We start from the raw sequence: 24,671 nt of genomic DNA on the forward strand, positions 1-24,671 counted from the left end.
ATGAATATTACTTGGATATTATTGTATACACTTGTTACTCATGGACTAGAAATTGTCATTTTCTTTAAGGTGGATGGAATTGGTCTCACTTTTGAGAGGATTTTTAAAGCCTTTCTTTTTAAGATACTGTTGGCCTTTGTTTTTTTAATGATTGGCTATATAGTAGGAGATAGTTTCCTATTTTATTTTATGGAACCCTTGTACGGCATAGGCTTGTCTTTCTTATTGTTAAGAGGGCTTCCTAAAAAACTCCTTTTCTTTTATGGTCTCTTTCCAATGATATTGGTGAATCTCTTTTATAGAGGAGTCTCCTATTTTGTGCTTCCATTTTTGGGACAAGTAATTGTAGATAAAGATAGCAATCCTATCTTTTTACTGATGAAGATATTCGTTTGCTTCATAGTTTTAATCTTTTTGAAATGGTTGGACTATGATTTCACTAACTTGAGAAAGGAGATTCTAGATAAAGCTTTTCAAAAGTCCCTGACTAAGATTAACTGGATAATGGGGGCTTACTATCTAGTGATGCAAAGTCTGTCTTTCTTTGAATATGAACAAGGTATTCAATCAACGACTGTTCGCCATCTCATCCTAGTCTTTTACCTGCTCTTTTTTATGGGGATGATCAAGAAATTGGATACCTATTTGAAGGACAAACTTCATGAGAGACTGGACCAAGAGCAGGTCTTGCGCTACAGAGATATGGAACGCTATAGTCGGCATATAGAGGAACTTTACAAGGAAGTACGGAGTTTTCGGCATGATTATACCAATCTCTTGACCAGTTTACGTCTGGGTATTGAAGAGGAGGATATGGAGCAGATAAAAGAGGTCTACGACTCGGTCTTAAAGGATTCTAGTGAAAAATTGCAGGATAATAAATATGACCTTGGACGACTAGTGAATGTTCGGGATCGTGCCCTCAAAAGTCTCCTAGCTGGAAAATTTCTAAAAGCTAGAGATAAGAACATAGTCTTTAATGTCGAAGTTCCTGAAGAGATTCAGGTCGAGGGGATGAGTCTACTTGATTTTCTAACCATTGTGTCTATCCTTTGTGACAATGCTATTGAAGCTAGTGTAGAGGCCAGTCAACTTCACGTTTCAATCGCCTTTTTAAAAAATGGGGCACAGGAGACCTTTATCATCGAAAATGCCATCAAAGAAGAGGGGATAGATATTTCTGAGATTTTCTCCTTTGGAGCCAGTTCTAAAGGGGAGGAGAGAGGAGTTGGTCTCTATACCGTCATGAAGATTGTGGAAAGCCATCCTAATACCAGTCTAAATACCACCTGTCAAGATCAAGTCTTTCGTCAGGTTTTAACGGTTCACTTGCTGCCGGTTGGTCATTAGAAAATTTGTGAAAAAATTGGTAGAAGTTAACAGACAAAGTTTGTCTTTATTGAGCCTGACTTTTACCAGAGTATCTGAGGTATCATAAATGAATAAGAAATCCTTTTTTATCATCTGTTCTACGTTGATTATAGCATCAAATCTTCTCATGATTTCCGTGGTGAACAAGGGAGAAGAAACAGGGAGCAACCTGTTTGTGATTGCTATAGCCTGTGTTTTGCTACCAGCCTTTTTATATGCAGTTGAAAACAGACTTACTTCAATGGTAAGAGTAGAATCAATACTCCTGATTCAGTTGACAGTTATATCCCTACTCCGTCTTATCAACAGAATAGGGAGTACGCCTGAAATCCTCAACATTATCATTACCCTTGTCGCTTTGGCAAGTGGGACAGCCTGTATCCTTGTTGCAATCATGAGAATCTATCAGAACAGACGAAAGTGAGGGTGAATAGTTTTCTATTTTGTATTTTCACATTGTTAAGTTTCCATAGGGCAAGTGTGTTTTTCATGCTTGCTTTTTAAATTTTTAACAATTCAAGATGTTTTGATGACCATTTATGATTTCAGTGATCCAAGGTCAAAATGAGTGCTATACTAGCAGTGTAAAGGTTCTAGCTCAACTCAGATAAAGAATACATTTAGGAGGAAATTTTATGAAGAAAAAAATACTTGTCATTTTCATCTTGTATCTAATCATGTCCATCTTTCTTTATCCGCTTAGGGAGAGTATTTGGTATCATTTATTTTATACCATAGCCTATGTGATTGCAGTTATGATTTATTTTGCTTTAATGAAAAAGAAAGGAGCAAAGAAATGAAAACTTTTCTTGCTAAAAAACAGACCATCTTCCTTGCGAGATTGTTCCTAGGGCAGTTGCCCTTACTTATCTCTACTTATCTATTTCTATCTCGTCAGTTTTTAAATTTTTCTTTAATTTTCCAATTTCTTTTAGTGGTTATTAACTTAGCTTCCATTTTGGTCACTGTTTACCTCACTAGGGAGATGAGGATAAGAGAGTTTGAAGATGATGATTTGGTTAGTCCTAGAACCAATCAACTCATGTATATCGGCTTGGCAGGTTTTATGTCTATTATTTGTTTGTATAGAGGTATCACAGCAGGAGAATCCTATCAACAATTAATAGCCTATATTGGTGCCATTCTCTGCTTGATTATCATGCTTTTACTCATTTGGGGCTTGAAGTATTATAAAAAGTAGCTTTCTATCCTTTTCTGACAGGATATTTGAGTAGAAGGCTCTATTAAATTGTTAGTGAAATAAATGAATGGAGGTATTTAATATGAAATACAGATTATTTCTTGTTATTTTCTTGAGTAGTATGTTGAATATTCTTTTAGGGACATTTTTACAAATCTCTAATGTATCGATTGGGTGGATTGTTCTCTACAGTGGCTTGTTTGAAGCAGGCGTTTTCCTTCTTGCTAATAAAGGGGTGGCGGTAAAAATCAAGGAAGTAGATATTCGAAATCGCTTTAAATTTATTTTTGGAAAAACGGTATGGTTTCAAATTCTTTTGCTCATCTTTTTGATGGTCAAACTTTATCTTGGTTTGGATGCGAGGTTGATTTTATTCTATGGACATATTTTCATTGTCTTTAATGCCTTAATGTATCTATTATCTAGTAGTCAGGTTAGCCTTAAAAAGAACAAACTGTCTTCTTAATCTTACAGCAGTAGAGCCTAACAAGGGGAGGTCATAGTGGAAAGGATTTTTATGAAAAAGTATCAACTTCTATTCAAAATAAGTGCAGTTTTCTCTTACTTATTTTTCGTATTTGGTCTTGCTCAGCTGACGTATATCGTCCAAAATTATTGGCAATTTTCTTCCCAGATTGGCAATTTCGTCTGGATTCAAAATATCTTGAGTTTACTATTTAGCGGAGTCATGATTTGGATTCTGGTTAAGACAGGTCATGGTTATCTCTTTCACATTCCAAGAAAAAAATGGCTTTGGTATTCGATTTTGACAGTATTAGTGGTAGTGCTCCAGATCTCTTTTAACGTTCAGACAGCTAAACATGTTCAGTCAACTGCTGAAGGTTGGGCTGTATTGATCGGTTATAGTGGGACCAACTTTGCTGAGCTAGGTATCTATATAACTTTGTTCTTTCTGACTCCACTTATGGAAGAGCTAATCTATAGAGGATTACTGCAACACGCCTTTTTTAAGCATTCGAGATTTGGCCTTGATTTGCTTCTTCCGTCAATTTTATTTGCTCTTCCTCATTTTTCAAGCCTGCCTAGTTTGTTAGATATCTTCGTCTTTGCAACATCTGGCATCATCTTTGCTAGTTTGACCCGCTATACCAAGAGCATTTATCCTTCCTATGCGGTGCATGTGATCAATAATATTTTCGCAACATTACCATTTTTGCTCACTTTTCTACATAGGGTCTTAGGGTAAAAAAACAAAAGGCTTGCTTTTTAGCCATAGAGGAGGTTATTATGTATAGACACTTATTTTTCCTAAATTCAAAAACTTTAGACTGGTTGACCCCCTATATTCTAGTCTTGGCTTCTGACACCATTGCCTTTAACGTTTTTGTGCTAACCTTTGTATCTGTTGTGGCCTTTTATTTCCTAAATCCCATGCTATCTTTAATGGCTATCTTCTTAGGGGGTGGTTATGTGGTCGGATTTTGGTTACTCAAATGGTTTGTTTTGGAAAGGCTAGAACTAAAGAATGACGTGTAGGGAAGTCTGTTTGTTGAGGAGGATAGTTTTATGGCCATTTTCAATAAGTGTCATGCCTTGTTTTTGGGATTTTTAGTATTTGCAATCGTTGATGCGGCGGGATATTCCGTCAATCAAGGAGATTATTTTCAACACCAGTACACATTCATTGTTGTAAAGAGTCTCTTGCTTTGCCTTAGTATTGGCTATACGAGATGGTTTGATATGATTTCTTTCGGGATTTTAAGTAAGAAGCAACTCTTGCTCTTCATTGGAATCTTTCTTCTCACGGTGCTGGTAAATATAGGCTATCATGCCTTTTTCTCAGTTGCTTCTGGTGCTTCGGCTCAACACCTTGAGAAAACGAGTAATGGACTTTCGCTTTCCTTTATTGTAAATGTCACGGTTTTGGCACCTATCCATGAGGAACTCCTGTTTAGAGGACTTCTTCAGGGTGCGGTTTTTGACAATTCGTGGATAGGGCTTGTGCTGACATCCTCTCTCTTTTCGTTCATGCATGGACCTTATGATGTCCCTTCGTTTTTCTATTATCTACTTGGGGGCTTGTTGTTGGGCTTTGCTTATAAAAAGAGCCAAAACTTGTGGGTCTCTACTCTAGTCCATATGTTTTACAACAGTTTGCCACTCTTAACTTATATTCAATGAAAATCAAAGAGCAAACTAGGAAACTAGCCGCAGGTTACCCAAAACAGTGTTTTGAGGTTGTTGATAGAACTGACGAAGTCAGTCACATATATAATCCAAGGCGGCGTTGACGTGGTTTGAAGAGTATAAAATGGTTTGTTTTGGAAAGACTAGATCTCAAGGATGACGTGTAGGGAAGTTTGTTGAGGAGGATAATTTTATGGAGTTTTTTGATAAATTTCATGCCTTGTGCTTTGGATTTTTAGTACTAATAATCGTCATTACAGTTCCTTATACGATTAACCATGGGGATTTTTTTCAAAATGAATCTGCATTGATTATTGTAAGTCTTCTAGTAACCTCTCTGAGTGTTGCTTATGCTAGAAAGTTTGAAATGATTTCTTTTGGGATGTTAAGCAAGAAAGAACTTTTGCTTTTCATTGCAATCTTTCTTCTAAGTGTGCTTGAGACGCTGGTTTATATTCATTTCTTTGCTGTTTCTTCTGGCGCAGGAGTTCAACACTTGGCGGAAGTCAGCAGAGGAATTTCCCTGTCTTTGATTTTGACTTCCTCAGTTTTTGGCCCCATCCAGGAGGAACTCATTTTCAGAGGACTTCTTCAAGGTGCGATTTTTGACAATTCTTGGTTAGGACTTGTGTTAACTTCCTCTCTCTTTTCTTTCATGCATGGACCTTCTAATGTCTCTTCGTTTATTTTTTATCTACTTGGGGGCTTGTTGCTGGGCTTTGCTTATAAAAAGAGCCAAAATCTATGGGTTTCTACTCTAGTTCACATGTTTTACAATGCTTGGCCACTCTTATATTATTTATAAAAATCATGAAAAGGTAAGCAGAAGACGGTGCTTTCCTTTTTCTTTCTATAAGGATACCCAAGCCAATCCAGAGGCTTTTCTTTGAGAATCGGGTATGGAGCGGTTGACGAATAGGCCAAAAACTAGTAGAATAGTAAGGAAACTTTATACGGAGGAAAGAAATGGATTTGGGTGATAATGAGCTAACACTGACTCCCATACCTGGGAAAAGTGGCAAGGCTTATATGGGTAGCTATCCTGATGGGAAGCGTATCTTTGTAAAAATGAACACCTCTCCAATCCTACCTGGTCTAGCTAGAGAACAAATTGCTCCACAATTATTATGGAGTCGCCGTTTGGCAGATGGGCGTGATATGTGTGCTCAAGAATGGTTGACAGGCAAGATATTGACCCCCTATGATATGAATCGTAAACAAATCGTCAATATCTTAACCCGTCTTCATCGCTCACGTCCGTTGATGACACAGTTGAGTCGTTTGGGATATGCTATGGAAACACCTGTAGATTTACTACAGTCTTGGCAAGAAACGGCTCCAGATGCTTTGCGTAAAAATCATTTTATCAGTGAAGTGATGGCTGATTTACGTCAGACTATTCCAGGATTTAGAGAGGACTATGCGACCATTGTCCATGGAGATGTACGACATAGTAATTGGATTGAGACAGATAGTGGCTTGATTTATTTGGTAGATTGGGATTCGGTTCGCTTGACCGACCGCATGTTTGATGTGGCCCATATGCTCTGCCATTATATTCCAGAACATCAGTGGAAGGAATGGTTGACCTACTACGGCTATAAGTACAATCAAACGGTATTAAATAAATTGTATTGGTACGGTCAATTGTCTTACTTGAGCCAGATTTCCAAGTATTATATGAACCAAGATTTAGAAAATGTCAATCGGGAGATTCATGGCTTGCGTCACTTCCGAGACAAGTATGGAAAGAGAAGATGAGAGTTAGAAATCGTAAAGGGGCGACAGAATTACTAGAGGCCAATCCCCAGTATGTGGTCCTCAATCCCTTGGAAGCTAAGGGAAAATGGCGTAACTTGTTTGGCAATGATAATCCCATTCATGTGGAAGTTGGAAGTGGAAAAGGTGCCTTTGTTTCAGGTATGGCCAAGCAAAACCCTGATATCAACTATATCGGGATTGATATTCAAAAGTCTGTTTTGAGCTACGCTTTGGACAAGGTGCTTGAAGTTGGAGTGCCTAACATCAAGCTCTTGTGGGTAGATGGTTCTGACTTGACTGACTACTTTGAAGACGGTGAGATTGATCGTTTGTATCTGAACTTTTCAGATCCTTGGCCTAAAAAGCGTCATGAAAAGCGTCGTTTGACCTATAAGACCTTCTTGGATACCTTTAAGCGCATCTTGCCTGAAAATGGAGAAATTCATTTCAAGACGGATAACCGTGGCTTGTTTGAGTACAGCCTAGTGAGCTTTTCTCAGTATGGCATGAAACTCAATGGTGTCTGGCTTGATTTACATGCCAGTGATTTTGAAGGCAATGTCATGACAGAATACGAGCAAAAATTCTCCAACAAGGGGCAAGTTATCTACCGAGTTGAGGTAGAATTTTAAGAAATAGCCTGAAATCAGGCTGTATAAGTGCTTTTGCTTTACAGAAATTGGCAAACGTGTTATACTAAGAGTAAGAATATGAAAAGTGAGGCGGGGAAATATCTTCGCCTCTTGCTTATGAGGAGGTGGACGCAATCGCAACAATCGTAGAATTAGTCAGAGAAGTTGTAGAACCTGTCATCCAAGAACCTTTCGAACTCGTGGATATCGAGTATGGAAAGATTGGCAGTGATATGATTCTTAGTATTTTTGTAGATAAACCTGAAGGAATTACCTTGAACGACACGGCAGACTTGACAGAAATGATCAGTCCTGTCCTAGACACCATCAAGCCAGATCCCTTCCCAGAACAATATTTCCTAGAAATCACCAGTCCAGGCTTGGAACGTCCTTTGAAAACCAAAGATGCCGTCTCTGGAGCGGTTGGGAAATACATCCATGTCGGGCTCTACCAAGCCATCGATAAGCAAAAGGTCTTTGAAGGAACCTTGTTGGCCTTTGAAGAGGACGAGTTGACCATGGAATATATGGACAAGACGCGTAAGAAAACCGTCCAAATTCCATACAGTTTAGTATCAAAAGCACGTTTAGCAGTTAAATTATAGAAAAAGAAAGGATAGCTTTTGAGGATTCAAAAGTGAAGAAAACATGAGTAAAGAAATGCTAGAGGCCTTCCGCATTTTGGAAGAAGACAAGGGAATCAAAAAAGAAGATATCATCGACGCAGTAGTAGAGTCGCTTCGTTCCGCTTATCGCAGACGCTATGGTCAATCAGACAGCGTAGCTATTGATTTCAACGAAAAAACAGGTGACTTTACCGTTTATACTGTCCGTGAAGTGGTTGATGAAGTATTTGATAGCCGTTTGGAAATCAGCTTGAAAGATGCTCTTGCCATTAATTCAGCCTATGAACTTGGTGATAAAATCAAGTTTGAAGAGGCACCTGCTGAGTTTGGTCGTGTAGCAGCTCAATCTGCCAAACAAACCATCATGGAAAAAATGCGCAAGCAAACACGTGCCATCACTTACAATACTTACAAAGAACACGAGCAAGAAATCATGTCTGGTACAGTAGAACGCTTTGACAACCGCTTCATCTATGTCAACCTTGGCAGCATCGAAGCCCAATTGTCAAAACAAGATCAAATTCCTGGAGAAGTTTTTGCTTCTCATGATCGTATCGAAGTTTATGTCTACAAAGTTGAAGACAACCCTCGTGGTGTCAACGTCTTTGTCAGCCGTAGCCATCCAGAGATGATCAAACGTTTGATGGAACAAGAAATTCCAGAAGTTTATGATGGAACTGTTGAAATCATGAGCGTGGCTCGTGAAGCTGGCGACCGTACTAAGGTTGCAGTTCGTAGCCACAATCCAAACGTGGACGCTATTGGTACAATCGTTGGACGTGGTGGTGCTAACATCAAGAAGATTACTAGCAAATTCCACCCAGCTCGCTACGATGCTAAGAGCGATCGTATGGTTCCAATCGAAGAAAACATCGACGTTATTGAATGGGTAGCCGATCCAGCTGAATTTATCTACAACGCTATCGCTCCTGCTGAAGTTGACCAAGTTATCTTTGATGAAAACGACAGTAAACGTGCCTTGGTCGTTGTGCCAGATAACAAGCTTTCTCTTGCCATTGGTCGTCGTGGACAAAACGTGCGCTTGGCGGCTCACTTGACTGGGTACCGTATCGATATCAAGTCTGCTAGCGAATTTGAAGCCATGGAAGAAGCTGGTTCGGTAGATTTGGAAGCAGAAAACGATACTGTAGAAGAATAAAAGCTGCTAGAGGAGGGAAAGATGAAAACGAGAAAAATCCCTTTGCGCAAGTCTGTCGTGTCCAATGAAGTGATTGATAAGCGGGATTTGCTCCGCATTGTCAAGAACAAGGAAGGGCAAGTCTTTATTGATCCGACAGGCAAGGCTAATGGCCGTGGCGCTTATATCAAACTAGACAATGCAGAAGCCCTAGAGGCGAAAAAGAAGAAGGTCTTTAACCGTAGCTTTAGCATGGAAGTGGATGAAAGCTTTTATGACGAGTTGATCGCTTATGTGGATCACAAAGTGAAAAGAAGAGAGTTAGGACTTGAATAAGCAAAAGATAAGCAATCTCTTGGGGCTTGCTCAGCGAGCAGGGCGGATTATATCGGGTGAAGAATTGGTGGTCAAGGCCATTCAAGACGGCAAGGCCAAGTTGGTCTTTCTAGCCCATGATGCTGGACCCAATCTGACCAAGAAGATTCAAGATAAAAGTCATTATTATCAAGTAGAAATTGTAACCGTGTTTTCAACACTGGAATTAAGCATAGCAGTCGGGAAATCGAGAAAGGTTTTGGCTGTAACAGATGCTGGATTTACAAAGAAAATGAGGTCTCTTATGGAATAGAAGAGGAGGACATGATTTGTCTAAGAAAAGATTGTACGAAATCGCAAAAGAACTTGGAAAAGAAAGTAAAGAAGTTGTAGCGCGTGCAAAAGAGTTGGGCTTGGATGTGAAAAGCCACTCATCAAGTGTGGAAGAAGATGTCGCTGCAAAAATCGCTGCCAGCTTTAAGCCTGCAGCTACTCCGAAAGCAGAAGTAAAACCTGCAGAACCAAAAGCAAGTGCAGAAAAGAAAGCCGAGAAATCTGAGCCAGTGAAACTAGCTGTAGCTAAGGAAGAGGCAAAAGCGGCTGAACTAGTTGCTCCTAAAACAGAAAAAGCAGTAGCGAAACCACAAAGTCGTAATTTCAAGGCTGAGCGTGAAGCTCGTGCCAAAGAGCAGGCAGAACGACGCAAGCAAAATAAGGGCAATAACCGTGACCAACAACAAAATGGCAACCGTCAGAAAAACGACGGCCGTAATGGTGGAAAACAAGGTCAGGGAAACCGCGACAATCGTCGCTTTAATGACCAAGCTAAGAAACAGCAAAGTCAGCAAAATCGTGGAAATGAGCGCCGTCAACAAGAGGACAAACGTTCAAATCAAGCGGCTCCACGTATTGACTTTAAAGCCCGTGCAGCAGCCCTAAAAGCAGAACAAAATGCTGAATATGCACGTTCAAGTGAGGAACGTTTCAAGCAGACTCAGGCTGCCAAGGAAGCCTTGGCCCAAGCTAACAAACGCAAGGAGCCAGAGGAAATCTTTGAAGAGGTGGCTAAGTTAGCTGAACAAGCGCAACAAGTTCAAGCAGTGGTTGAACCAGCTCCTGTAGCTAAAGAAGCGCCAGTGGATACACGTCGTAAAAAACAAGCTCGACCAGACAAAGAACGTGATGATTTCGATCACGAAGAAGATGGTCCTAGAAAACAACAAAAGAATCGAAGTAGTCAAAATCAAGTGAGAAATCAAAGAAATAGTAACTGGAATAACAACAAGAAGAACAAAAAAGGCAATAACAAGAACAACCGTAATCAGACTCCAAAACCTGTTACAGAGCGTAAATTCCATGAATTGCCAACAGAATTTGAATATACAGATGGTATGACCGTTGCGGAAATCGCAAAACGTATCAAACGTGAACCAGCTGAAATCGTTAAGAAACTCTTTATGATGGGTGTCATGGCCACACAAAACCAATCCTTGGATGGGGAAACGATTGAACTCCTCATGGTGGATTACGGTATCGAAGCCAAACAAAAGGTTGAAGTGGATAATGCCGACATCGAACGTTTCTTTGTCGAAGATGGTTATCTCAATGAAGATGAATTGGTTGAGCGTCCACCAGTTGTAACTATCATGGGACACGTTGACCACGGTAAAACAACACTTCTAGATACCCTTCGTAACTCTCGTGTTGCGACAGGTGAAGCAGGTGGTATCACTCAGCATATCGGTGCCTACCAAATCGTTGAAAATGGCAAGAAGATTACCTTCCTTGACACACCAGGACACGCGGCCTTTACATCCATGCGTGCACGTGGTGCTTCTGTTACCGATATTACGATCTTGGTCGTAGCGGCAGATGACGGGGTTATGCCTCAGACAATTGAAGCCATTAACCACTCAAAAGCGGCCAACGTTCCAATCATCGTAGCCATTAACAAGATTGATAAACCAGGTGCTAACCCAGAACGTGTTATCGGTGAATTGGCTGAGCATGGTGTCATGTCAACCGCTTGGGGTGGAGATTCTGAATTTGTTGAAATCTCGGCTAAATTTAACCAAAATATCGAAGAATTGTTGGAAACAGTCCTTCTTGTGGCTGAAATCCAAGAACTCAAGGCAGACCCAACAGTGCGTGCTATCGGTACAGTTATCGAAGCGCGCTTGGATAAAGGAAAAGGTGCGGTCGCAACCCTTCTTGTTCAACAAGGTACCTTGAATGTTCAAGACCCAATCGTTGTCGGAAATACCTTCGGTCGTGTCCGTGCTATGACCAACGACCTTGGTCGTCGTGTTAAGGTAGCAGGTCCATCAACACCAGTTTCAATTACAGGTTTGAATGAAGCACCGATGGCGGGTGACCACTTTGCCGTTTACGAGGATGAAAAATCTGCGCGTGCAGCAGGTGAAGAACGTGCCAAACGTGCCCTTATGAAACAACGTCAAGCTACCCAACGTGTTAGCCTTGAAAATCTCTTTGATACCCTTAAAGCTGGTGAACTCAAGTCAGTTAACGTCATTATCAAGGCCGATGTACAAGGTTCTGTTGAAGCCCTTTCTGCCTCACTTCAAAAGATCGACGTGGAAGGTGTCAAAGTGACCATCGTCCACTCAGCAGTCGGTGCCATCAACGAATCAGACGTGACCCTTGCTGAAGCTTCAAATGCCTTTATCGTTGGTTTCAACGTACGCCCTACACCACAAGCTCGTCAACAAGCCGATGCTGACGATGTAGAAATCCGTCTCCACAGCATTATCTACAAAGTTATCGAAGAGATGGAAGAAGCTATGAAAGGGATGCTTGATCCAGAATTTGAAGAAAAAATCATCGGTGAAGCTCTTATCCGTGAAACCTTCAAGGTATCTAAAGTGGGAACTATCGGTGGATTTATGGTTATCAACGGTAAGGTTACCCGTGACTCTAAAGTCCGTGTTATCCGTGACGGTGTTGTTATCTATGATGGCGAACTCGCAAGCTTGAAACACTACAAAGACGACGTTAAAGAAGTTACAAACGGTCGTGAAGGTGGATTGATGATTGACGGCTACAATGATATCAAGATGGATGATGTGATTGAGGCTTATGTCATGGAAGAAATCAAGAGATAATAGAGAAACGATAGCTCATTTGACTCGTCGTCAACAGCGCCTTGATGAACCCTCAGTTCTATCTAAGGCTTGTTTCCTAGATTCAAATGGCTCTAGTTCCTCTATCTAATAGAAATAGCTAGGTCTGCTGGCCTAGCTTTTGGTTCAAAGTAGAGAAAGGAATATCATGGCAAATCATTTCCGTACGGATCGTGTGGGCATGGAAATCAAACGTGAAGTCAATGAGATTTTGCAAAAGAAAGTCCGTGATCCGCGTGTCCAAGGCGTGACCATCACAGATGTTCAGATGCTAGGTGACTTGTCTGTTGCCAAGGTTTACTACACCATTTTGAGTAACCTTGCTTCGGATAATCAAAAAGCCCAAATCGGGCTTGAAAAAGCAACTGGTACCATCAAACGTGAACTTGGCCGCAATTTGAAATTGTACAAAATCCCAGATTTGACCTTCGTCAAAGACGAGTCCATCGAGTATGGAAACAAGATTGACGAAATGCTACGCAATCTGGATAAGAACTAAGAAGAGGGGCAACCCTCTTTTTTGGTGCTTGGATTCTTCTAGCTATTAATAGCTGTATTTGTAATTGCAAAAAACAGTTTAAAAAATTTGTAAATACCTCATAGTATGATATGATAAAGTTTAATACGAATGATGAATGGAGATAGAGATGGGCAAACAAGAGTTAGCGATGCAAGTGCTGCAACAAGTGGTGAAATTACCCATGGTCAAAGTTGATCGAGAAAAATTTTTAGTTGACAAATTTTCTAAAGAGTTAGATCGAAAGGATATTGCTACATTATTGGAAAAAGGTCCGACCTCTTTGTTAACAAAGGAAAGCTTGGATCGAGTTGCTAAGACCTGTATTAAGGACAATGTTCTACGAGCAAGCGGGACTTCGATTTTGGCAGGTTTACCTGGTGGTATTGCCATGGCAATCACTATTCCAACAGATGTAGTTCAGTTTTATGCTTTTTCATTAAAGTTGGCTCAAGAACTAGGCTATATTTATGGATTTGATGATCTTTGGGAATCCCGTGATGAATTGAGCGAGGATGCTCAAAATACACTCTTGCTTTATCTCGGTGTCATGCTAGGGGTAAATGGAGCAGGGGCTTTACTTCGCTCTGGAGGTGTAACAGTTGCCAAGCATGTGATGAAGACGATTCCGCAGAAAGCTTTGACAAAGACACTTTGGTATCCTATTCTGGAAAAAGTTTTGAAAATTTTTGGAGTCAGCTTGACAAAGGGAGGCTTGGCTAAGGGAATGGGAAAAGTGATTCCTATTTTAGGAGGTGTCCTTTCTGGTGGCTTAACCTTTGCGACCATGAAGCCGATGGGGGAAAGACTGCAAAAGGAATTATCCAAATTAGTTAATTATAATGAAGGGCAGTATCAAATAGATATTGATACTATCCGAAAAGAAGCTGAAATCATCGAAGGTGAGTAATATGGGACTTATAAAAACTCTAGCTAAAACTTACGGGAATTACTTTTTGACCATGCAAGGTGTAAAAGTAATGAAAACGATAAAGAAAGATGACCATGTCGTTGTCGGTTTTGGGAAACTCTTTATTGCAGACAAGCTAATGGATACGGCTCGTTGGCTCATCAAGCCAGAGGAGAGAGAATGAAATTTTTCTGGGGCCTTCTTGCTATTCTTTTTATCAAACCAATTATTGGGATTGTGAAATTCTTTTGGATGATCATCTCTTTTGCAGTCCAATTGCTGTTTTACAAGCTATTATTTAAGATATTGGATTGGCTCTTTAAACTTATTTAGATGGTCATCCAAGTCGTGGAGAACTAGCAAGTCTTGTACTGCTAGTTTTTTAATCTCTTTTCATATGGTATAATATAAGCAGTAAAATCATTTTAAAACATTCAGTGGAGGTCGTCATGGACAATATCATCGATGTGTCAATTCCTGTTGCAGAAGTGGTGGACAAGTATCCAGAAGTCTTGGAAATTCTAGTGGAGCTAGGTTTTAAACCTCTTGCCAATCCCTTAATGCGCAATACAGTCGGTCGCAAGGTATCGCTCAAACAAGGTTCTAAGCTGGAAGGAACTCCTATGGCCAAGATTGTCCGCACACTGGAAGCAAATGGCTACGAAGTGATTGGATTAGACTAATGGCAGATGAACGGATTCATGTCCTGCGGGATATTTTGTTAGAATTGCACAATGGCGCCTCTCCTGAGTCGGTTCAGGAGCGCTTTGATGCGACCTTTACAGGCGTTTCAGCCATTGAGATTTCCCTCATGGAGCACGAGCTGATGAACTCAGACTCAGGTGTCACCTTTGAAGATGTCATGGAACTCTGTGACGTTCATGCCAATCTTTTTAAAAATGCTGTTAAGGGTGTCGAAGTTGCAGATACCGAGCACCCAGGTCACCCAGTTCGTGTCTTTAAGGATGAAAATCTAGCCCTCCGTGCGGCCTTGATTCGCATTCGTAGATTGTTAGATACCTATGAGTCTATGGAAGATGAAGAAATGCTTGCGGAGATGCGTAAGGGTTTGGTGCGTCAGATGGGACTTGTGGGTCAATTTGACATCCACTACCAGCGTAAGGAAGAGCTCTTTTTCCCCATCATGGAGCGCTATGGTCACGATTCACCTCCAAAAGTTATGTGGGGAGTGGATGACCAGATTAGGGAACTCTTTCAAACAGCTTTAGCGACAGCCAAGTCACTACCTGAAGTACCGATTTCTACTGTAAAAGAAGCTTTTGAAGCCTTTGCGGCAGAGTTTGAAAGTATGATTTTCAAGGAAGAGTCCATCCTTCTCATGATTCTCCTCGAGTCCTTTACTCAGGATGACTGGCTTCAGATTGCAGAGGAGAGCGACGCCTATGGCTATGCTATCATCCGTCCGTCTGAGAAATGGGTTCCAGAACGCCAGAGTTTTGTTGAGGAAAAGATTGCAGAGGAGCCTATTCAGCTAGATACGGCAGAGGGACAAGTTCAGCAGGTTATCGATACGCCAGAAGGACAGTTTACCATTACCTTTACCCCTAAGGAAAAGAAAGCAGTGCTGGACCGTCATAGTCAACAGGCTTTTGGGAATGGCTATCTTTCAGTCGAGCAGGCTAATCTCATCCTCAATCACCTCCCTATGGAGATTACCTTTGTCAATAAAGACGACATTTTCCAGTATTACAATGACAATACGCCAGCTGATGAGATGATTTTCAAACGGACGCCGTCCCAAGTTGGGCGCAATGTTGAACTCTGTCATCCGCCTAAGTACTTGGACAAGGTCAAGACCATCATGAAGGGGCTTCGTGAGGGAAGCAAAGGCAAGTATGAAATGTGGTTCAAGTCTGAGTCGCGAGGTAAGTTTGTCCACATCACCTACGCTGCAGTGCACGATGAAGAGGGAGAATTCCAAGGTGTGCTAGAATACGTTCAGGATATCCAGCCCTACCGTGAGATTGACACGGACTATTTCCGTGGATTAGAATAAGGAGAAAAAATGAGTTACGAACAAGAATTTATGAAGGAATTTGAAGCCTGGGTCAATACCCAAATCATGATCAACGACATGGCGCATAAGGAAAGCCAAAAAGTCTACGAAGAAGACCAAGACGAGCGTGCCAAAGATGCCATAATTCGCTACGAAAGCCGCTTGGATGCTTATCAGTTCTTGCTTGGTAAGTTTGAAAACTTCAAGGCAGGTAAGGGATTCCATGATTTACCAGAGGGATTGTTTGGTGAGCGAAATTATTAAACTAGAAAGATTCTTGATTTTTTACTAAAATCTTGATAGAATATTTATATTAAATCCTTGTCAGAGCAGGGGTTTTTTATTGAAAGGATTTTATCATGTCAAAGAAACTCAATCGTAAAAAACAATTACGAAATAGCCTCCGTCGCGCAGGTGCCTTTTCAAGTACTGTGACTAAGGTTGTAGAAGAGACAAAGAAAGTCGTGAAACGTGCAGAGCAGTCAGCAAGCCAAGCTGGTAAGGCTGTTTCTAAAAAAGTTGAACAAGCAGTCGAAGCTACCAAAGAACAAGCTCAAAAAGTAGCCAATTCTGTCGAAGATTTTGCAGCAAACTTGGGTGGACTTCCACTTGACCGTGCCAAAACTTTCTATGATGAAGGTATCAAGTCTGCTTCAGATTTCAAAAACTGGACTGAAAAAGAACTCCTTGCCTTGAAAGGAATCGGCCCAGCTACCATCAAGAAATTGAAAGAAAATGGCATCAAGTTCAAGTAATATTTCTTGTGCCTTGCATTTCCGAAAAAATCTTGCTACAATAGAGCCATTAGAGGTGTTTTGAATCCCACATTTTACAGAAAGTGGCGGCGCTGAGAAGTCCACAAATGTGTCAAAACTAGTTGCTAATGGGTGAAAAATTGAAATAAAAGTGTCTTTTTGTTTTAAAGACGAGAGTTGCGGGCGCTGCCCGAAATTGGGTGGTACCGCGGATAGCACATTCGTCCCTGTCATATAGATGGCAGGGCTTTTCTTTTGTATCTTGGTCAAAGGAGGTTGTTATGAAGCAATCTTTTAACACAAGTAAACTATATTATGGCTTTCCGATCTTCATTTTGGGGTATCAGGACCAGAATTTTGGACACAATATAACGACTTGCAGCTCATCTTATAGTCTGGGAGATTGGCTAGTTATCGGTGTTGGTTCTGAGGAAAATGCGGCTGAGCAGATTAAGCATTATCAACAGTTCACCGTGAATATCCCTGATGAAAATCTCATGCTCGAGATGGAGCAGGCTGGTTTTATCAGTCATCGAGAGAAATTGAAACACCTGGGGCTAGACTACGAGATTTCTGAACAGACTCATGCTCCGATTTTGGAATCTTGTCCAGTTGTTTTGGATTGCCAAGTAGATCGGATTGTCGAAGAAGATGAAATCTGCCACATCTTTGCTAAGATTCTGGATCGACTGGCTAATCCTGAACTTTTGGATGATAAGGGACATTTTAAAAATGACCGTTTTTCGCCGACTTACTTTATGGGGGACGGTCACCAGCGCGTTTATCGCTATTTAGATAACCGTGTTGACCCTATGGGGAGCTTCATAAAGAAAGCGAGGAAGAAGGATGACAAGAGCTGAGTTGCCAGATAAAATCGAAACAGAACGTCTCGTTTTACGAGTCCGCAAAGTGGCGGATGCTGAGGATATCTTTGATTATGCTAGTCGTCCAGAAGTTTCTTACCCAGCAGGTTTTCCACCTGTCAAGACCTTGGAAGATGAGATTTATTATCTGGAGCATATCCTTCCTGAACGTAATAAAAAGGAGAATCTCCCAGCTGGCTATGGGATTGTCGTCAAAGGAACCGATAAAGTCATTGGTTCTGTTGACTTCAATCACCGTCACGAAGATGATGTACTGGAGATTGGCTACACCTTGCACCCAGACTATTGGGGACGCGGTTATGTGCCAGAAGCAGCGCGTGCCTTGATTGACTTAGCCTTTAAAGATTTGGGTCTTCACAAGATTGAACTCTCTTGCTTTGGTTACAATATCCAAAGTCAACGAGTCGCAGAAAAACTTGGATTTACCCTCGAAGCTCGTATAAGAGATCGCAAAGATGCCGAAGGCAATCGCTGTGATGATTTGAGATATGGCTTGCTGAGGAGTGAGTGGGAGGTAATTTGATGCATCTTTTCATCATTGGTGCTCCAGCATCAGGAAAAATGACGATTGGTCAAGAACTGTCTCTACTGACGGATTCTACCCTCTTTTATAACCATCAAGCCATCGATTTTGCACTAGAAATCTATCAGGATTATACCGAGGAGATGTGGGAATTTGTTCGTGGAATCACCTTTTCTTTCCTTGGAGCAAGTGCAAGAAATCAGCGATCAGTAATTTTAACTGACGTAATTGATTTTTCAAATCAGTACCAGCTGATGTATTTAAAGCAAATTCAGGATTTATTGGGTAACTTTCATCAAGAGATTCTGTTTGTTGAGTTGGAAACAAGTCTTGAAGAGCGTTTACGTCGAAATCGAACGGAGAACCGGTTGAAGCACAAGCCCTTGAAACGGCATATTGAGATATCTGAAAGAGAAATTTTGGAGACCACTGAAACACTTCAATTAAATTCCCAATGTCAACCTAATGAGTTACACCACTACCTTAAAATAAATAATACGAATCTGTCTGCAGCCGAAGTTGCTAAGCAGATTCAAGATAAAATGAATACAATATAGAAAGGACAAACACATGTCTAAAGAACTTTCACCTAAATACAATCCAGCCGAGGTTGAGGCTGGTCGTTACCAAAAATGGCTTGACGCTGATGTTTTCAAGCCTTCAGGAGACCAAAAGGCTAAGCCTTATTCTATCGTTATTCCACCACCAAACGTAACTGGTAAACTTCACCTTGGTCACGCTTGGGATACGACTTTGCAAGATATCATCATCCGTCAAAAACGCATGCAAGGTTTTGATACTCTTTGGCTTCCAGGGATGGACCACGCGGGGATTGCCACTCAGGCTAAGGTTGAGGAGCGCTTGCGTGGGGAGAGCATTACGCGTTACGACTTGGGTCGTGAAAAATTCCTCGAGAAAGTCTGGGAATGGAAAGACGAATATGCGACGACCATCAAGGAACAATGGGGTAAGATGGGGCTCTCTGTAGACTACTCTCGCGAGCGTTTCACCCTTGACGAAGGTTTGTCAAAAGCCGTTCGCAAGGTCTTTGTGGACCTTTACAAGAAAGGCTGGATCTACCGTGGTGAGTTTATCATCAACTGGGACCCAGCTGCACGAACAGCCCTTTCTGATATTGAAGTTATTCACAAGGATGTCGAAGGTGCCTTCTACCATATGAACTACATGCTGGAAGATGGTTCACGCGCCCTTGAAGTAGCGACTACTCGTCCTGAGACCATGTTTGGGGACGTTGCCGTTGCGGTCAATCCAGAAGATCCACGTTACAAGGATTTGATTGGTAAAAATGTCATCCTTCCAATCGCTAATAAATTGATCCCAATCGTTGGGGATGAGCACGCAGATCCTGAGTTTGGTACGGGTGTCGTGAAAATCACACCTGCCCATGATCCAAACGATTTCTTGGTTGGTCAACGCCATAACTTGCCACAAGTCAACGTCATGAACGATGACGGAACTATGAATGACTTGGCCTTTGAATTTGTAGGCATGGACCGTTTTGAAGCTCGTAAGGCGGTCGTTGCTAAGCTGGAAGAAATCGGTGCCCTCGTTAAAATCGAAAAACGTGTCCACAGTGTTGGTCATTCAGAACGTACAGGTGTTGTAGTCGAACCACGCTTGTCAACGCAATGGTTCGTCAAGATGGACCAATTGGCCAAGAATGCTATTGCCAACCAAGACACAGAGGACAAGGTCGAATTCTACCCACCTCGTTTCAACGATACTTTCCTTCAATGGATGGAAAATGTTCACGACTGGGTTATCTCTCGTCAGCTCTGGTGGGGTCACCAAATCCCTGCTTGGTACAATGCTGAGGGTGAAATGTACGTCGGTGAAGAAGCTCCAGAAGGTGACGGATGGACACAAGATGAAGACGTCTTGGATACTTGGTTCAGTTCTGCCCTTTGGCCATTCTCAACTATGGGCTGGCCGGATGTCGACTCAGAAGATTTCAAACGTTACTTCCCAACTTCAACCTTGGTAACAGGTTACGATATCATCTTCTTCTGGGTGTCTCGTATGATTTTCCAATCATTGGAATTCACAGGCCGTCAGCCATTCCAAAACGTCCTTATCCACGGTCTCATCCGTGACGAGCAAGGACGCAAGATGTCTAAGTCTCTCGGTAACGGGATTGACCCAATGGATGTTATCGAGAAATACGGTGCCGATGCCCTACGTTGGTTCCTTTCAAACGGTTCTGCACCAGGCCAAGACGTGCGCTTCTCTTACGAGAAAATGGATGCTTCATGGAACTTCATTAACAAGATCTGGAACATCTCGCGCTACATTCTCATGAACAATGAAGGCTTGACCCTTGAGCAAGCAACTGCTAATGTGGAAAAAGTTGCCAACAAGGAAGCTGGAAATGTCACAGACCGCTGGATTCTCCACAACCTCAATGAAACCATCGGAAAAGCTACTGCCAACTTCGATAAGTTTGAATTTGGTGTGGCTGGTCACATCCTCTACAACTTCATCTGGGATGAGTTTGCGGACTGGTACGTTGAGTTGACTAAGGAAGTTCTTTATAGTGACAACGAAGAAGAGAAAGTCATCACACGTTCTGTTCTCCTTTACACCTTGGACAAGATCCTTCGTCTCCTTCACCCAATCATGCCATTCGTGACAGAGGAAATCTTTGGACAAATCTCAGAAGGTTCTATCGTTACAGCAGAATACCCAACTGTCAACCCAGCCTTTGAAGATCTTGCTGCCCACACTGGTGTTGAAAGTCTCAAAGACTTGATCCGTGCTGTTCGTAATGCGCGTGCAGAAGTAAACGTAGCGCCAAGCAAACCTATCACAATCCTTGTTAAAACAAGCGATAGCAACTTGGAAACCTTCTTTAACAGCAATGTCAACTACATCAAACGCTTCACAAATCCAGAACACTTGGAAATCGCATCAACCATCCCTGCACCTGAACTTGCTATGTCAAGTGTCATTACAGGAGCAGAAATCTACTTGCCACTCGCTGACCTCCTCAATGTCGAAGAAGAACTGGCTCGTCTCGACAAGGAACTAGCTAAATGGCAAAAAGAACTGGATATGGTCGGTAAGAAACTCTCTAACGAACGCTTCGTAGCCAATGCCAAACCAGAAGTCGTCCAAAAAGAACGCGACAAACAAGCCGACTACCAAGCCAAATACGATGCGACCGTCGCACGTATTGATGAGATGAAGAAGTTGGTGAAATAAACACAGAAACACGGTGATGAGCCGTGTTTTTTTGGTATAATGAAATCAATATCTATTGATGGAGAAAGTGATGTCTAAACACCCTCATTATGAATTGTTAAATTTGATTGGCTACGGTCTTGCCAAGTTTGACAAGCTTTTTATAAAAGAATTTCAATGTTCTAGTAAGTCGGAGTTTTATCGCTATGTGGTTTCTCTGGGAATTGCTGAAACAACTGGAGTTGTAAAAAATAGAATGGACTTATTCGATCCTTATTTTGACAATAATCGAAAAGGGTGGTGGCAGAAAGCTGAAGTTTACCGTTTTCGTAAAGATTTAATTGACATGATGTTTGGGAATGAAGATGTTCATAGTTATGCTGAAATAGTTAAAATGTTACTTGCCAGCGAAGGAAAGAAAACAGGTATTACTACCATTGAAAAGCCAATAATCCGAACTAAATTCAAACGTCTACAAGAAACTGGAATGGAAGCAGAAAATTACTTTATACTCCATTTTGATAAAGAAGAAAAATTTCAAGGTGGACAATTAACCGACGCCCGCCTCTATGGCGATGGATATGATTTCCAAGTAGATGTTCAAGAACATTCTTACCTTGCTGAAGTTAAAGGTATTCGAAAACCTAAAGGACGGATTCGTTTGACTGCCAGAGAATTTGAAAAAGCCAAGGAGTTTCAATCGGATTTTATTTTATCCTTGGTCACAAACCTTGATGATATTCCAAAGTTAGTGCTAGTTGATAATCCTTTAAAACATTTTGAGTTTAAAAAGAATATTATCAAAAATGAAATCATTGAATATAGAAGCTTAGAAGATTTGTATTAGTTCCCCCTTAACCTTTGACTATTCTGCAAAATTATCGTACAATAAGGAGTAAATGATAAAATGAGGTCAGAGTCTGTTTGCTCTGGCGATAGTAGTATAAATGAGGAGAAACGCTTTGGAATTAGAAGTATTTGCTGGGCAAGAAAAAAGTGAACTATCTATGATTGAGGTAGCGCGTGCTATCTTGGAACTTCGTGGTCGCGACCATGAGATGCATTTTAGCGATCTTGTAAACGAAATTCAAAACTACCTTGGAACATCAAACAGCGATATCCGCGAAGCCTTGCCTTTGTTCTACACAGAGTTGAACTTTGACGGTAGCTTCATCTCACTTGGAGACAATAAATGGGGTCTTCGTTCATGGTATGGTGTGGACGAGATTGACGAAGAAATCATCGCTCTTGAAGAAAATGACGACGATGAAGTGTCGCCAAAAGCTAAGAAAAAACTCGTCAATGCCTTCATGGATGGCGATTCAGATGCTATTGACTACAATGTGGATGATCCAGAAGACGAAGATGCATACGAAGCAGATCCAGCTCTTTCATACGATGATGAAAATCCAGATGATGAGAAAAATGAAGTGGAAGCTTATGATGCAGAAATCAACGAAATCGCTCCAGATGACTTGGGTGAAGACGTGGATCTTAACGAAGAAGACGACGAGTTTTCAGATGATGATGCTGAAACGAGTGAAGAAGAGTAAAAGACTTCACGGAGGAGATCACCTGATCTCCTTTTTTCTTGCTTGGGCAGAGTAGTTGAGCGAGTCATTCGTTGGGATGCTATCCTATTTTTGTTTTCTGAAAACAATCTCTTTTTTCATATTTTATCAATTCGAGTTGACAAATAATCTGCTTTAAGGTATCATATTGTTCGGGCACCTCTTTTAGAGGTCGGGGCTCCCTAGTTACTAGGGAGCTATTTTTGTTTTTTCAAGAAGTTGTCTTCTTGTATTTTAGTTGTGAATCTGGTGCAGTCGTTCCAGATTATTCTTATTAGTAGGGTCTTGTTTTCTATGTCCCCTCGTAGTTAGCAAGACCTTGAGCATTTTAGAAAGAGGAATCTATGTCTACGAAATATATTTTTGTAACTGGTGGTGTGGTATCGTCTATTGGGAAAGGGATTGTGGCAGCAAGTCTGGGCCGTCTCTTGAAAAATCGTGGTCTCAAAGTAACCATTCAAAAGTTTGACCCTTATATCAATATTGATCCGGGAACTATGAGTCCTTATCAGCACGGGGAAGTTTTTGTGACAGATGACGGAGCTGAAACAGATTTGGACTTGGGTCACTATGAACGTTTCATCGATATCAATCTTAACAAATATTCCAATGTCACAACTGGTAAAATTTACAGTGAAGTTCTTCGTAAAGAACGTCGTGGAGAATACCTTGGGGCAACTGTTCAAGTCATTCCTCATATCACAGATGCTTTGAAAGAAAAAATCAAGCGTGCCGCTCTAACGACAGACTCGGATGTCATTATCACAGAGGTTGGTGGAACAGTAGGAGATATCGAGTCCTTGCCATTTCTAGAGGCCCTTCGTCAGATGAAGGCAGATGTGGGTGCGGATAATGTTATGTACATCCATACAACCTTGCTTCCTTATCTAAAGGCTGCCGGTGAAATGAAAACCAAACCAACTCAACACTCTGTAAAAGAATTACGTGGATTGGGAATCCAGCCAAATATGTTGGTTATTCGTACAGAAGAGCCAGCTGGTCAAGGAATTAAAAACAAACTGGCCCAGTTCTGTGATGTGGCACCAGAAGCTGTTATTGAATCGTTGGATGTCGAACATCTTTACCAAATTCCACTGAACTTGCAGGCACAAGGTATGGATCAAATTGTCTGTGACCATTTGAAATTAGACGTACCAGTAGCAGATATGACAGAATGGTCAGCCATGGTGGACAAGGTCATGAACCTCAAGAAACAAGTCAAGATTTCCCTTGTCGGTAAGTATGTTGAATTGCAAGATGCCTACATTTCTGTGGTTGAAGCCTTAAAACACTCTGGTTATGCCAACGACGCAGAAGTTAAAATCAATTGGGTCAATGCTAATGATGTGACAGCAGAGAATGTGGCAGAGATTTTGTCTGATGCGGATGGAATCATCGTACCAGGTGGTTTTGGCCAACGTGGTACTGAAGGGAAAATCCAAGCTATCCGCTATGCGCGTGAAAATGATGTTCCCATGCTGGGTGTCTGCTTGGGAATGCAGTTGACTTGTATCGAGTTTGCTCGTCACGTTTTGGATCTTGAAGGTGCCAATTCTGCAGAGCTTGCACCAGAAACAAAATACCCTATCATTGATATCATGCGTGATCAGATTGATGTTGAGGATATGGGTGGAACCCTTCGTTTGGGGCTTTATCCATCGAAGTTGAAACGTGGCTCTAAGGCAGCCGCTGCTTATCACAATCAAGAAGTGGTGCAACGCCGTCACCGTCACCGTTATGAGTTTAATAATGCCTTTCGTGAGCAGTTTGAGGCAGCAGGATTTGTCTTCTCAGGAGTTTCTCCAGATAATCGTTTGGTCGAAATCGTAGAAATTCCTGAAAATAAATTCTTTGTAGCGTGTCAGTATCACCCTGAACTTTCAAGCCGTCCAAACCGCCCAGAAGAACTCTACACTGCCTTTGTGACTGCAGCGGTTGAGAACAGTAATTAGCTAAATCAG

General features: G+C 41.4%; 30 protein-coding genes. All 30 read left to right on the forward strand.

Translation table 11 applies throughout. From position 1 onward, the window contains the following. A complete protein-coding gene (locus HT731_RS00890) occupies window positions 1-1,350 on the forward strand; it encodes a sensor histidine kinase (protein WP_173277259.1) in 1,350 nt (449 codons plus the stop codon). 88 nt (window positions 1,351-1,438) lie between these two features. Then, window positions 1,439-1,795, forward strand: a complete 357-nt coding sequence (locus HT731_RS09540; RefSeq protein WP_345889908.1) for a hypothetical protein — start codon at window positions 1,439-1,441, stop codon at window positions 1,793-1,795. A 372-nt stretch (window positions 1,796-2,167) separates the two neighbouring features. After that, a complete protein-coding gene (locus HT731_RS00895) occupies window positions 2,168-2,572 on the forward strand; it encodes an immunity protein (protein ID WP_173277261.1) in 405 nt (134 codons plus the stop codon). Window positions 2,573-2,654: 82 nt separating this feature from the next. Beyond that, window positions 2,655-3,038 carry an immunity protein gene (locus tag HT731_RS00900; protein ID WP_173277263.1) on the forward strand — a complete coding sequence of 128 codons (384 nt, stop codon included), beginning with the start codon at window positions 2,655-2,657 and terminating at the stop codon, window positions 3,036-3,038. Window positions 3,039-3,089: 51 nt separating this feature from the next. Continuing rightward, the gene (locus HT731_RS00905) at window positions 3,090-3,779 is read left to right on the forward strand and encodes a CPBP family intramembrane glutamic endopeptidase (protein ID WP_173277264.1); all 690 of its coding nucleotides are present in this window, start codon (window positions 3,090-3,092) and stop codon (window positions 3,777-3,779) included. Between the two features lie 41 nt (window positions 3,780-3,820). Continuing rightward, the gene (gene blpZ / locus HT731_RS00910) at window positions 3,821-4,069 is read left to right on the forward strand and encodes an immunity protein BlpZ (RefSeq protein WP_173277266.1); all 249 of its coding nucleotides are present in this window, start codon (window positions 3,821-3,823) and stop codon (window positions 4,067-4,069) included. 30 nt (window positions 4,070-4,099) lie between these two features. Continuing rightward, entirely contained in the window at window positions 4,100-4,714 is a 615-nt protein-coding gene (locus HT731_RS00915; protein WP_173277268.1) for a type II CAAX endopeptidase family protein, read from the forward strand. Between the two features lie 199 nt (window positions 4,715-4,913). Beyond that, window positions 4,914-5,525, forward strand: a complete 612-nt coding sequence (locus HT731_RS00920) for a type II CAAX endopeptidase family protein (RefSeq protein WP_173277270.1) — start codon at window positions 4,914-4,916, stop codon at window positions 5,523-5,525. A gap of 161 nt (window positions 5,526-5,686) precedes the next feature. After that, entirely contained in the window at window positions 5,687-6,481 is a 795-nt protein-coding gene (locus HT731_RS00925) for a phosphotransferase family protein (RefSeq protein WP_000363005.1), read from the forward strand. Continuing rightward, on the forward strand, window positions 6,478-7,113 hold the full coding sequence (gene trmB / locus HT731_RS00930) for a tRNA (guanosine(46)-N7)-methyltransferase TrmB (RefSeq protein WP_138699943.1): 636 nt from the start codon (window positions 6,478-6,480) through the stop codon (window positions 7,111-7,113). Before HT731_RS00925 ends, trmB begins: the two co-directional genes overlap by 4 nt. Before the next feature lie 125 nt (window positions 7,114-7,238). Further along, window positions 7,239-7,718: a ribosome maturation factor RimP gene (rimP, locus tag HT731_RS00935; RefSeq protein ID WP_173277272.1), complete on the forward strand. Its 480-nt coding sequence runs from the start codon at window positions 7,239-7,241 to the stop codon at window positions 7,716-7,718. A gap of 43 nt (window positions 7,719-7,761) precedes the next feature. Next, window positions 7,762-8,898, forward strand: a complete 1,137-nt coding sequence (gene nusA, locus HT731_RS00940; protein WP_000032285.1) for a transcription termination factor NusA — start codon at window positions 7,762-7,764, stop codon at window positions 8,896-8,898. A gap of 21 nt (window positions 8,899-8,919) precedes the next feature. Beyond that, window positions 8,920-9,213 (forward strand): YlxR family protein, encoded by a 294-nt coding sequence (locus HT731_RS00945; RefSeq protein WP_000857561.1) that lies wholly within the window; start codon window positions 8,920-8,922, stop codon window positions 9,211-9,213. After that, on the forward strand, window positions 9,206-9,505 hold the full coding sequence (locus HT731_RS00950) for a YlxQ-related RNA-binding protein (RefSeq protein WP_001041390.1): 300 nt from the start codon (window positions 9,206-9,208) through the stop codon (window positions 9,503-9,505). The genes HT731_RS00945 and HT731_RS00950 overlap by 8 nt, the downstream gene beginning before the upstream one ends. Before the next feature lie 16 nt (window positions 9,506-9,521). Continuing rightward, the gene (gene infB, locus HT731_RS00955) at window positions 9,522-12,314 is read left to right on the forward strand and encodes a translation initiation factor IF-2 (protein WP_173277274.1); all 2,793 of its coding nucleotides are present in this window, start codon (window positions 9,522-9,524) and stop codon (window positions 12,312-12,314) included. Between the two features lie 166 nt (window positions 12,315-12,480). Beyond that, window positions 12,481-12,831: a 30S ribosome-binding factor RbfA gene (rbfA, locus tag HT731_RS00960; RefSeq protein ID WP_001273601.1), complete on the forward strand. Its 351-nt coding sequence runs from the start codon at window positions 12,481-12,483 to the stop codon at window positions 12,829-12,831. Between the two features lie 148 nt (window positions 12,832-12,979). Then, complete coding sequence (locus HT731_RS00965; RefSeq protein WP_049533710.1) at window positions 12,980-13,759, forward strand: hypothetical protein; 780 nt, start codon at window positions 12,980-12,982, stop codon at window positions 13,757-13,759. Window position 13,760: 1 nt separating this feature from the next. Continuing rightward, window positions 13,761-13,943 carry a hypothetical protein gene (locus HT731_RS00970; RefSeq protein ID WP_061759582.1) on the forward strand — a complete coding sequence of 61 codons (183 nt, stop codon included), beginning with the start codon at window positions 13,761-13,763 and terminating at the stop codon, window positions 13,941-13,943. Further along, window positions 13,940-14,092 (forward strand): hypothetical protein, encoded by a 153-nt coding sequence (locus HT731_RS00975; RefSeq protein WP_000668202.1) that lies wholly within the window; start codon window positions 13,940-13,942, stop codon window positions 14,090-14,092. Before HT731_RS00970 ends, HT731_RS00975 begins: the two co-directional genes overlap by 4 nt. Window positions 14,093-14,208: 116 nt before the next feature. After that, complete coding sequence (locus HT731_RS00980) at window positions 14,209-14,442, forward strand: DUF1858 domain-containing protein (RefSeq protein WP_061759583.1); 234 nt, start codon at window positions 14,209-14,211, stop codon at window positions 14,440-14,442. Beyond that, complete coding sequence (locus HT731_RS00985; protein ID WP_000752904.1) at window positions 14,442-15,776, forward strand: DUF438 domain-containing protein; 1,335 nt, start codon at window positions 14,442-14,444, stop codon at window positions 15,774-15,776. The genes HT731_RS00980 and HT731_RS00985 overlap by 1 nt, the downstream gene beginning before the upstream one ends. Before the next feature lie 9 nt (window positions 15,777-15,785). Next, the gene (locus tag HT731_RS00990; protein WP_000119703.1) at window positions 15,786-16,040 is read left to right on the forward strand and encodes a DUF1912 family protein; all 255 of its coding nucleotides are present in this window, start codon (window positions 15,786-15,788) and stop codon (window positions 16,038-16,040) included. 95 nt (window positions 16,041-16,135) lie between these two features. Next, window positions 16,136-16,531, forward strand: coding sequence for a helix-hairpin-helix domain-containing protein (locus HT731_RS00995; protein WP_000038635.1), 396 nt, complete (start codon window positions 16,136-16,138; stop codon window positions 16,529-16,531). A 281-nt stretch (window positions 16,532-16,812) separates the two neighbouring features. Then, complete coding sequence (locus tag HT731_RS01000) at window positions 16,813-17,391, forward strand: flavin reductase family protein (RefSeq protein ID WP_061759584.1); 579 nt, start codon at window positions 16,813-16,815, stop codon at window positions 17,389-17,391. Beyond that, window positions 17,378-17,938: a GNAT family protein gene (locus tag HT731_RS01005; RefSeq protein ID WP_173277276.1), complete on the forward strand. Its 561-nt coding sequence runs from the start codon at window positions 17,378-17,380 to the stop codon at window positions 17,936-17,938. The genes HT731_RS01000 and HT731_RS01005 overlap by 14 nt, the downstream gene beginning before the upstream one ends. After that, window positions 17,938-18,495: an AAA family ATPase gene (locus tag HT731_RS01010; protein WP_033679731.1), complete on the forward strand. Its 558-nt coding sequence runs from the start codon at window positions 17,938-17,940 to the stop codon at window positions 18,493-18,495. The genes HT731_RS01005 and HT731_RS01010 overlap by 1 nt, the downstream gene beginning before the upstream one ends. Window positions 18,496-18,508: 13 nt before the next feature. Further along, complete coding sequence (locus HT731_RS01015) at window positions 18,509-21,160, forward strand: valine--tRNA ligase (protein WP_033679732.1); 2,652 nt, start codon at window positions 18,509-18,511, stop codon at window positions 21,158-21,160. Window positions 21,161-21,230: 70 nt separating this feature from the next. Then, window positions 21,231-21,986 carry a DUF3883 domain-containing protein gene (locus HT731_RS01020; protein WP_033679733.1) on the forward strand — a complete coding sequence of 252 codons (756 nt, stop codon included), beginning with the start codon at window positions 21,231-21,233 and terminating at the stop codon, window positions 21,984-21,986. A 115-nt stretch (window positions 21,987-22,101) separates the two neighbouring features. Beyond that, window positions 22,102-22,692, forward strand: a complete 591-nt coding sequence (gene rpoE / locus HT731_RS01025) for a DNA-directed RNA polymerase subunit delta (RefSeq protein WP_173277278.1) — start codon at window positions 22,102-22,104, stop codon at window positions 22,690-22,692. Window positions 22,693-23,054: 362 nt separating this feature from the next. Beyond that, complete coding sequence (locus HT731_RS01030) at window positions 23,055-24,662, forward strand: CTP synthase (protein ID WP_061759588.1); 1,608 nt, start codon at window positions 23,055-23,057, stop codon at window positions 24,660-24,662. The last annotated feature ends 9 nt before the right edge of the window (window positions 24,663-24,671 follow it).

This window comes from Streptococcus sp. k-163 (assembly GCF_013277555.1).
GTDB lineage: Bacteria > Bacillota > Bacilli > Lactobacillales > Streptococcaceae > Streptococcus.

Coding starts and splice junctions, on each gene's coding strand:
- HT731_RS00890 (WP_173277259.1), top strand. CDS start 1: ATGAATATTACTTGGATATTATTGTATACACTTGTTACTCATGGACTA.
- HT731_RS09540 (WP_345889908.1), top strand. CDS start 1,439: ATGAATAAGAAATCCTTTTTTATCATCTGTTCTACGTTGATTATAGCA.
- HT731_RS00895 (WP_173277261.1), top strand. CDS start 2,168: ATGAAAACTTTTCTTGCTAAAAAACAGACCATCTTCCTTGCGAGATTG.
- HT731_RS00900 (WP_173277263.1), top strand. CDS start 2,655: ATGAAATACAGATTATTTCTTGTTATTTTCTTGAGTAGTATGTTGAAT.
- HT731_RS00905 (WP_173277264.1), top strand. CDS start 3,090: ATGAAAAAGTATCAACTTCTATTCAAAATAAGTGCAGTTTTCTCTTAC.
- blpZ (WP_173277266.1), top strand. CDS start 3,821: ATGTATAGACACTTATTTTTCCTAAATTCAAAAACTTTAGACTGGTTG.
- HT731_RS00915 (WP_173277268.1), top strand. CDS start 4,100: ATGGCCATTTTCAATAAGTGTCATGCCTTGTTTTTGGGATTTTTAGTA.
- HT731_RS00920 (WP_173277270.1), top strand. CDS start 4,914: ATGGAGTTTTTTGATAAATTTCATGCCTTGTGCTTTGGATTTTTAGTA.
- HT731_RS00925 (WP_000363005.1), top strand. CDS start 5,687: ATGGATTTGGGTGATAATGAGCTAACACTGACTCCCATACCTGGGAAA.
- trmB (WP_138699943.1), top strand. CDS start 6,478: ATGAGAGTTAGAAATCGTAAAGGGGCGACAGAATTACTAGAGGCCAAT.
- nusA (WP_000032285.1), top strand. CDS start 7,762: ATGAGTAAAGAAATGCTAGAGGCCTTCCGCATTTTGGAAGAAGACAAG.
- HT731_RS00945 (WP_000857561.1), top strand. CDS start 8,920: ATGAAAACGAGAAAAATCCCTTTGCGCAAGTCTGTCGTGTCCAATGAA.
- rbfA (WP_001273601.1), top strand. CDS start 12,481: ATGGCAAATCATTTCCGTACGGATCGTGTGGGCATGGAAATCAAACGT.
- HT731_RS00965 (WP_049533710.1), top strand. CDS start 12,980: ATGGGCAAACAAGAGTTAGCGATGCAAGTGCTGCAACAAGTGGTGAAA.
- HT731_RS00970 (WP_061759582.1), top strand. CDS start 13,761: ATGGGACTTATAAAAACTCTAGCTAAAACTTACGGGAATTACTTTTTG.
- HT731_RS00975 (WP_000668202.1), top strand. CDS start 13,940: ATGAAATTTTTCTGGGGCCTTCTTGCTATTCTTTTTATCAAACCAATT.
- HT731_RS00980 (WP_061759583.1), top strand. CDS start 14,209: ATGGACAATATCATCGATGTGTCAATTCCTGTTGCAGAAGTGGTGGAC.
- HT731_RS00985 (WP_000752904.1), top strand. CDS start 14,442: ATGGCAGATGAACGGATTCATGTCCTGCGGGATATTTTGTTAGAATTG.
- HT731_RS00990 (WP_000119703.1), top strand. CDS start 15,786: ATGAGTTACGAACAAGAATTTATGAAGGAATTTGAAGCCTGGGTCAAT.
- HT731_RS00995 (WP_000038635.1), top strand. CDS start 16,136: ATGTCAAAGAAACTCAATCGTAAAAAACAATTACGAAATAGCCTCCGT.
- HT731_RS01000 (WP_061759584.1), top strand. CDS start 16,813: ATGAAGCAATCTTTTAACACAAGTAAACTATATTATGGCTTTCCGATC.
- HT731_RS01005 (WP_173277276.1), top strand. CDS start 17,378: ATGACAAGAGCTGAGTTGCCAGATAAAATCGAAACAGAACGTCTCGTT.
- HT731_RS01010 (WP_033679731.1), top strand. CDS start 17,938: ATGCATCTTTTCATCATTGGTGCTCCAGCATCAGGAAAAATGACGATT.
- HT731_RS01015 (WP_033679732.1), top strand. CDS start 18,509: ATGTCTAAAGAACTTTCACCTAAATACAATCCAGCCGAGGTTGAGGCT.
- HT731_RS01020 (WP_033679733.1), top strand. CDS start 21,231: ATGTCTAAACACCCTCATTATGAATTGTTAAATTTGATTGGCTACGGT.
- HT731_RS01030 (WP_061759588.1), top strand. CDS start 23,055: ATGTCTACGAAATATATTTTTGTAACTGGTGGTGTGGTATCGTCTATT.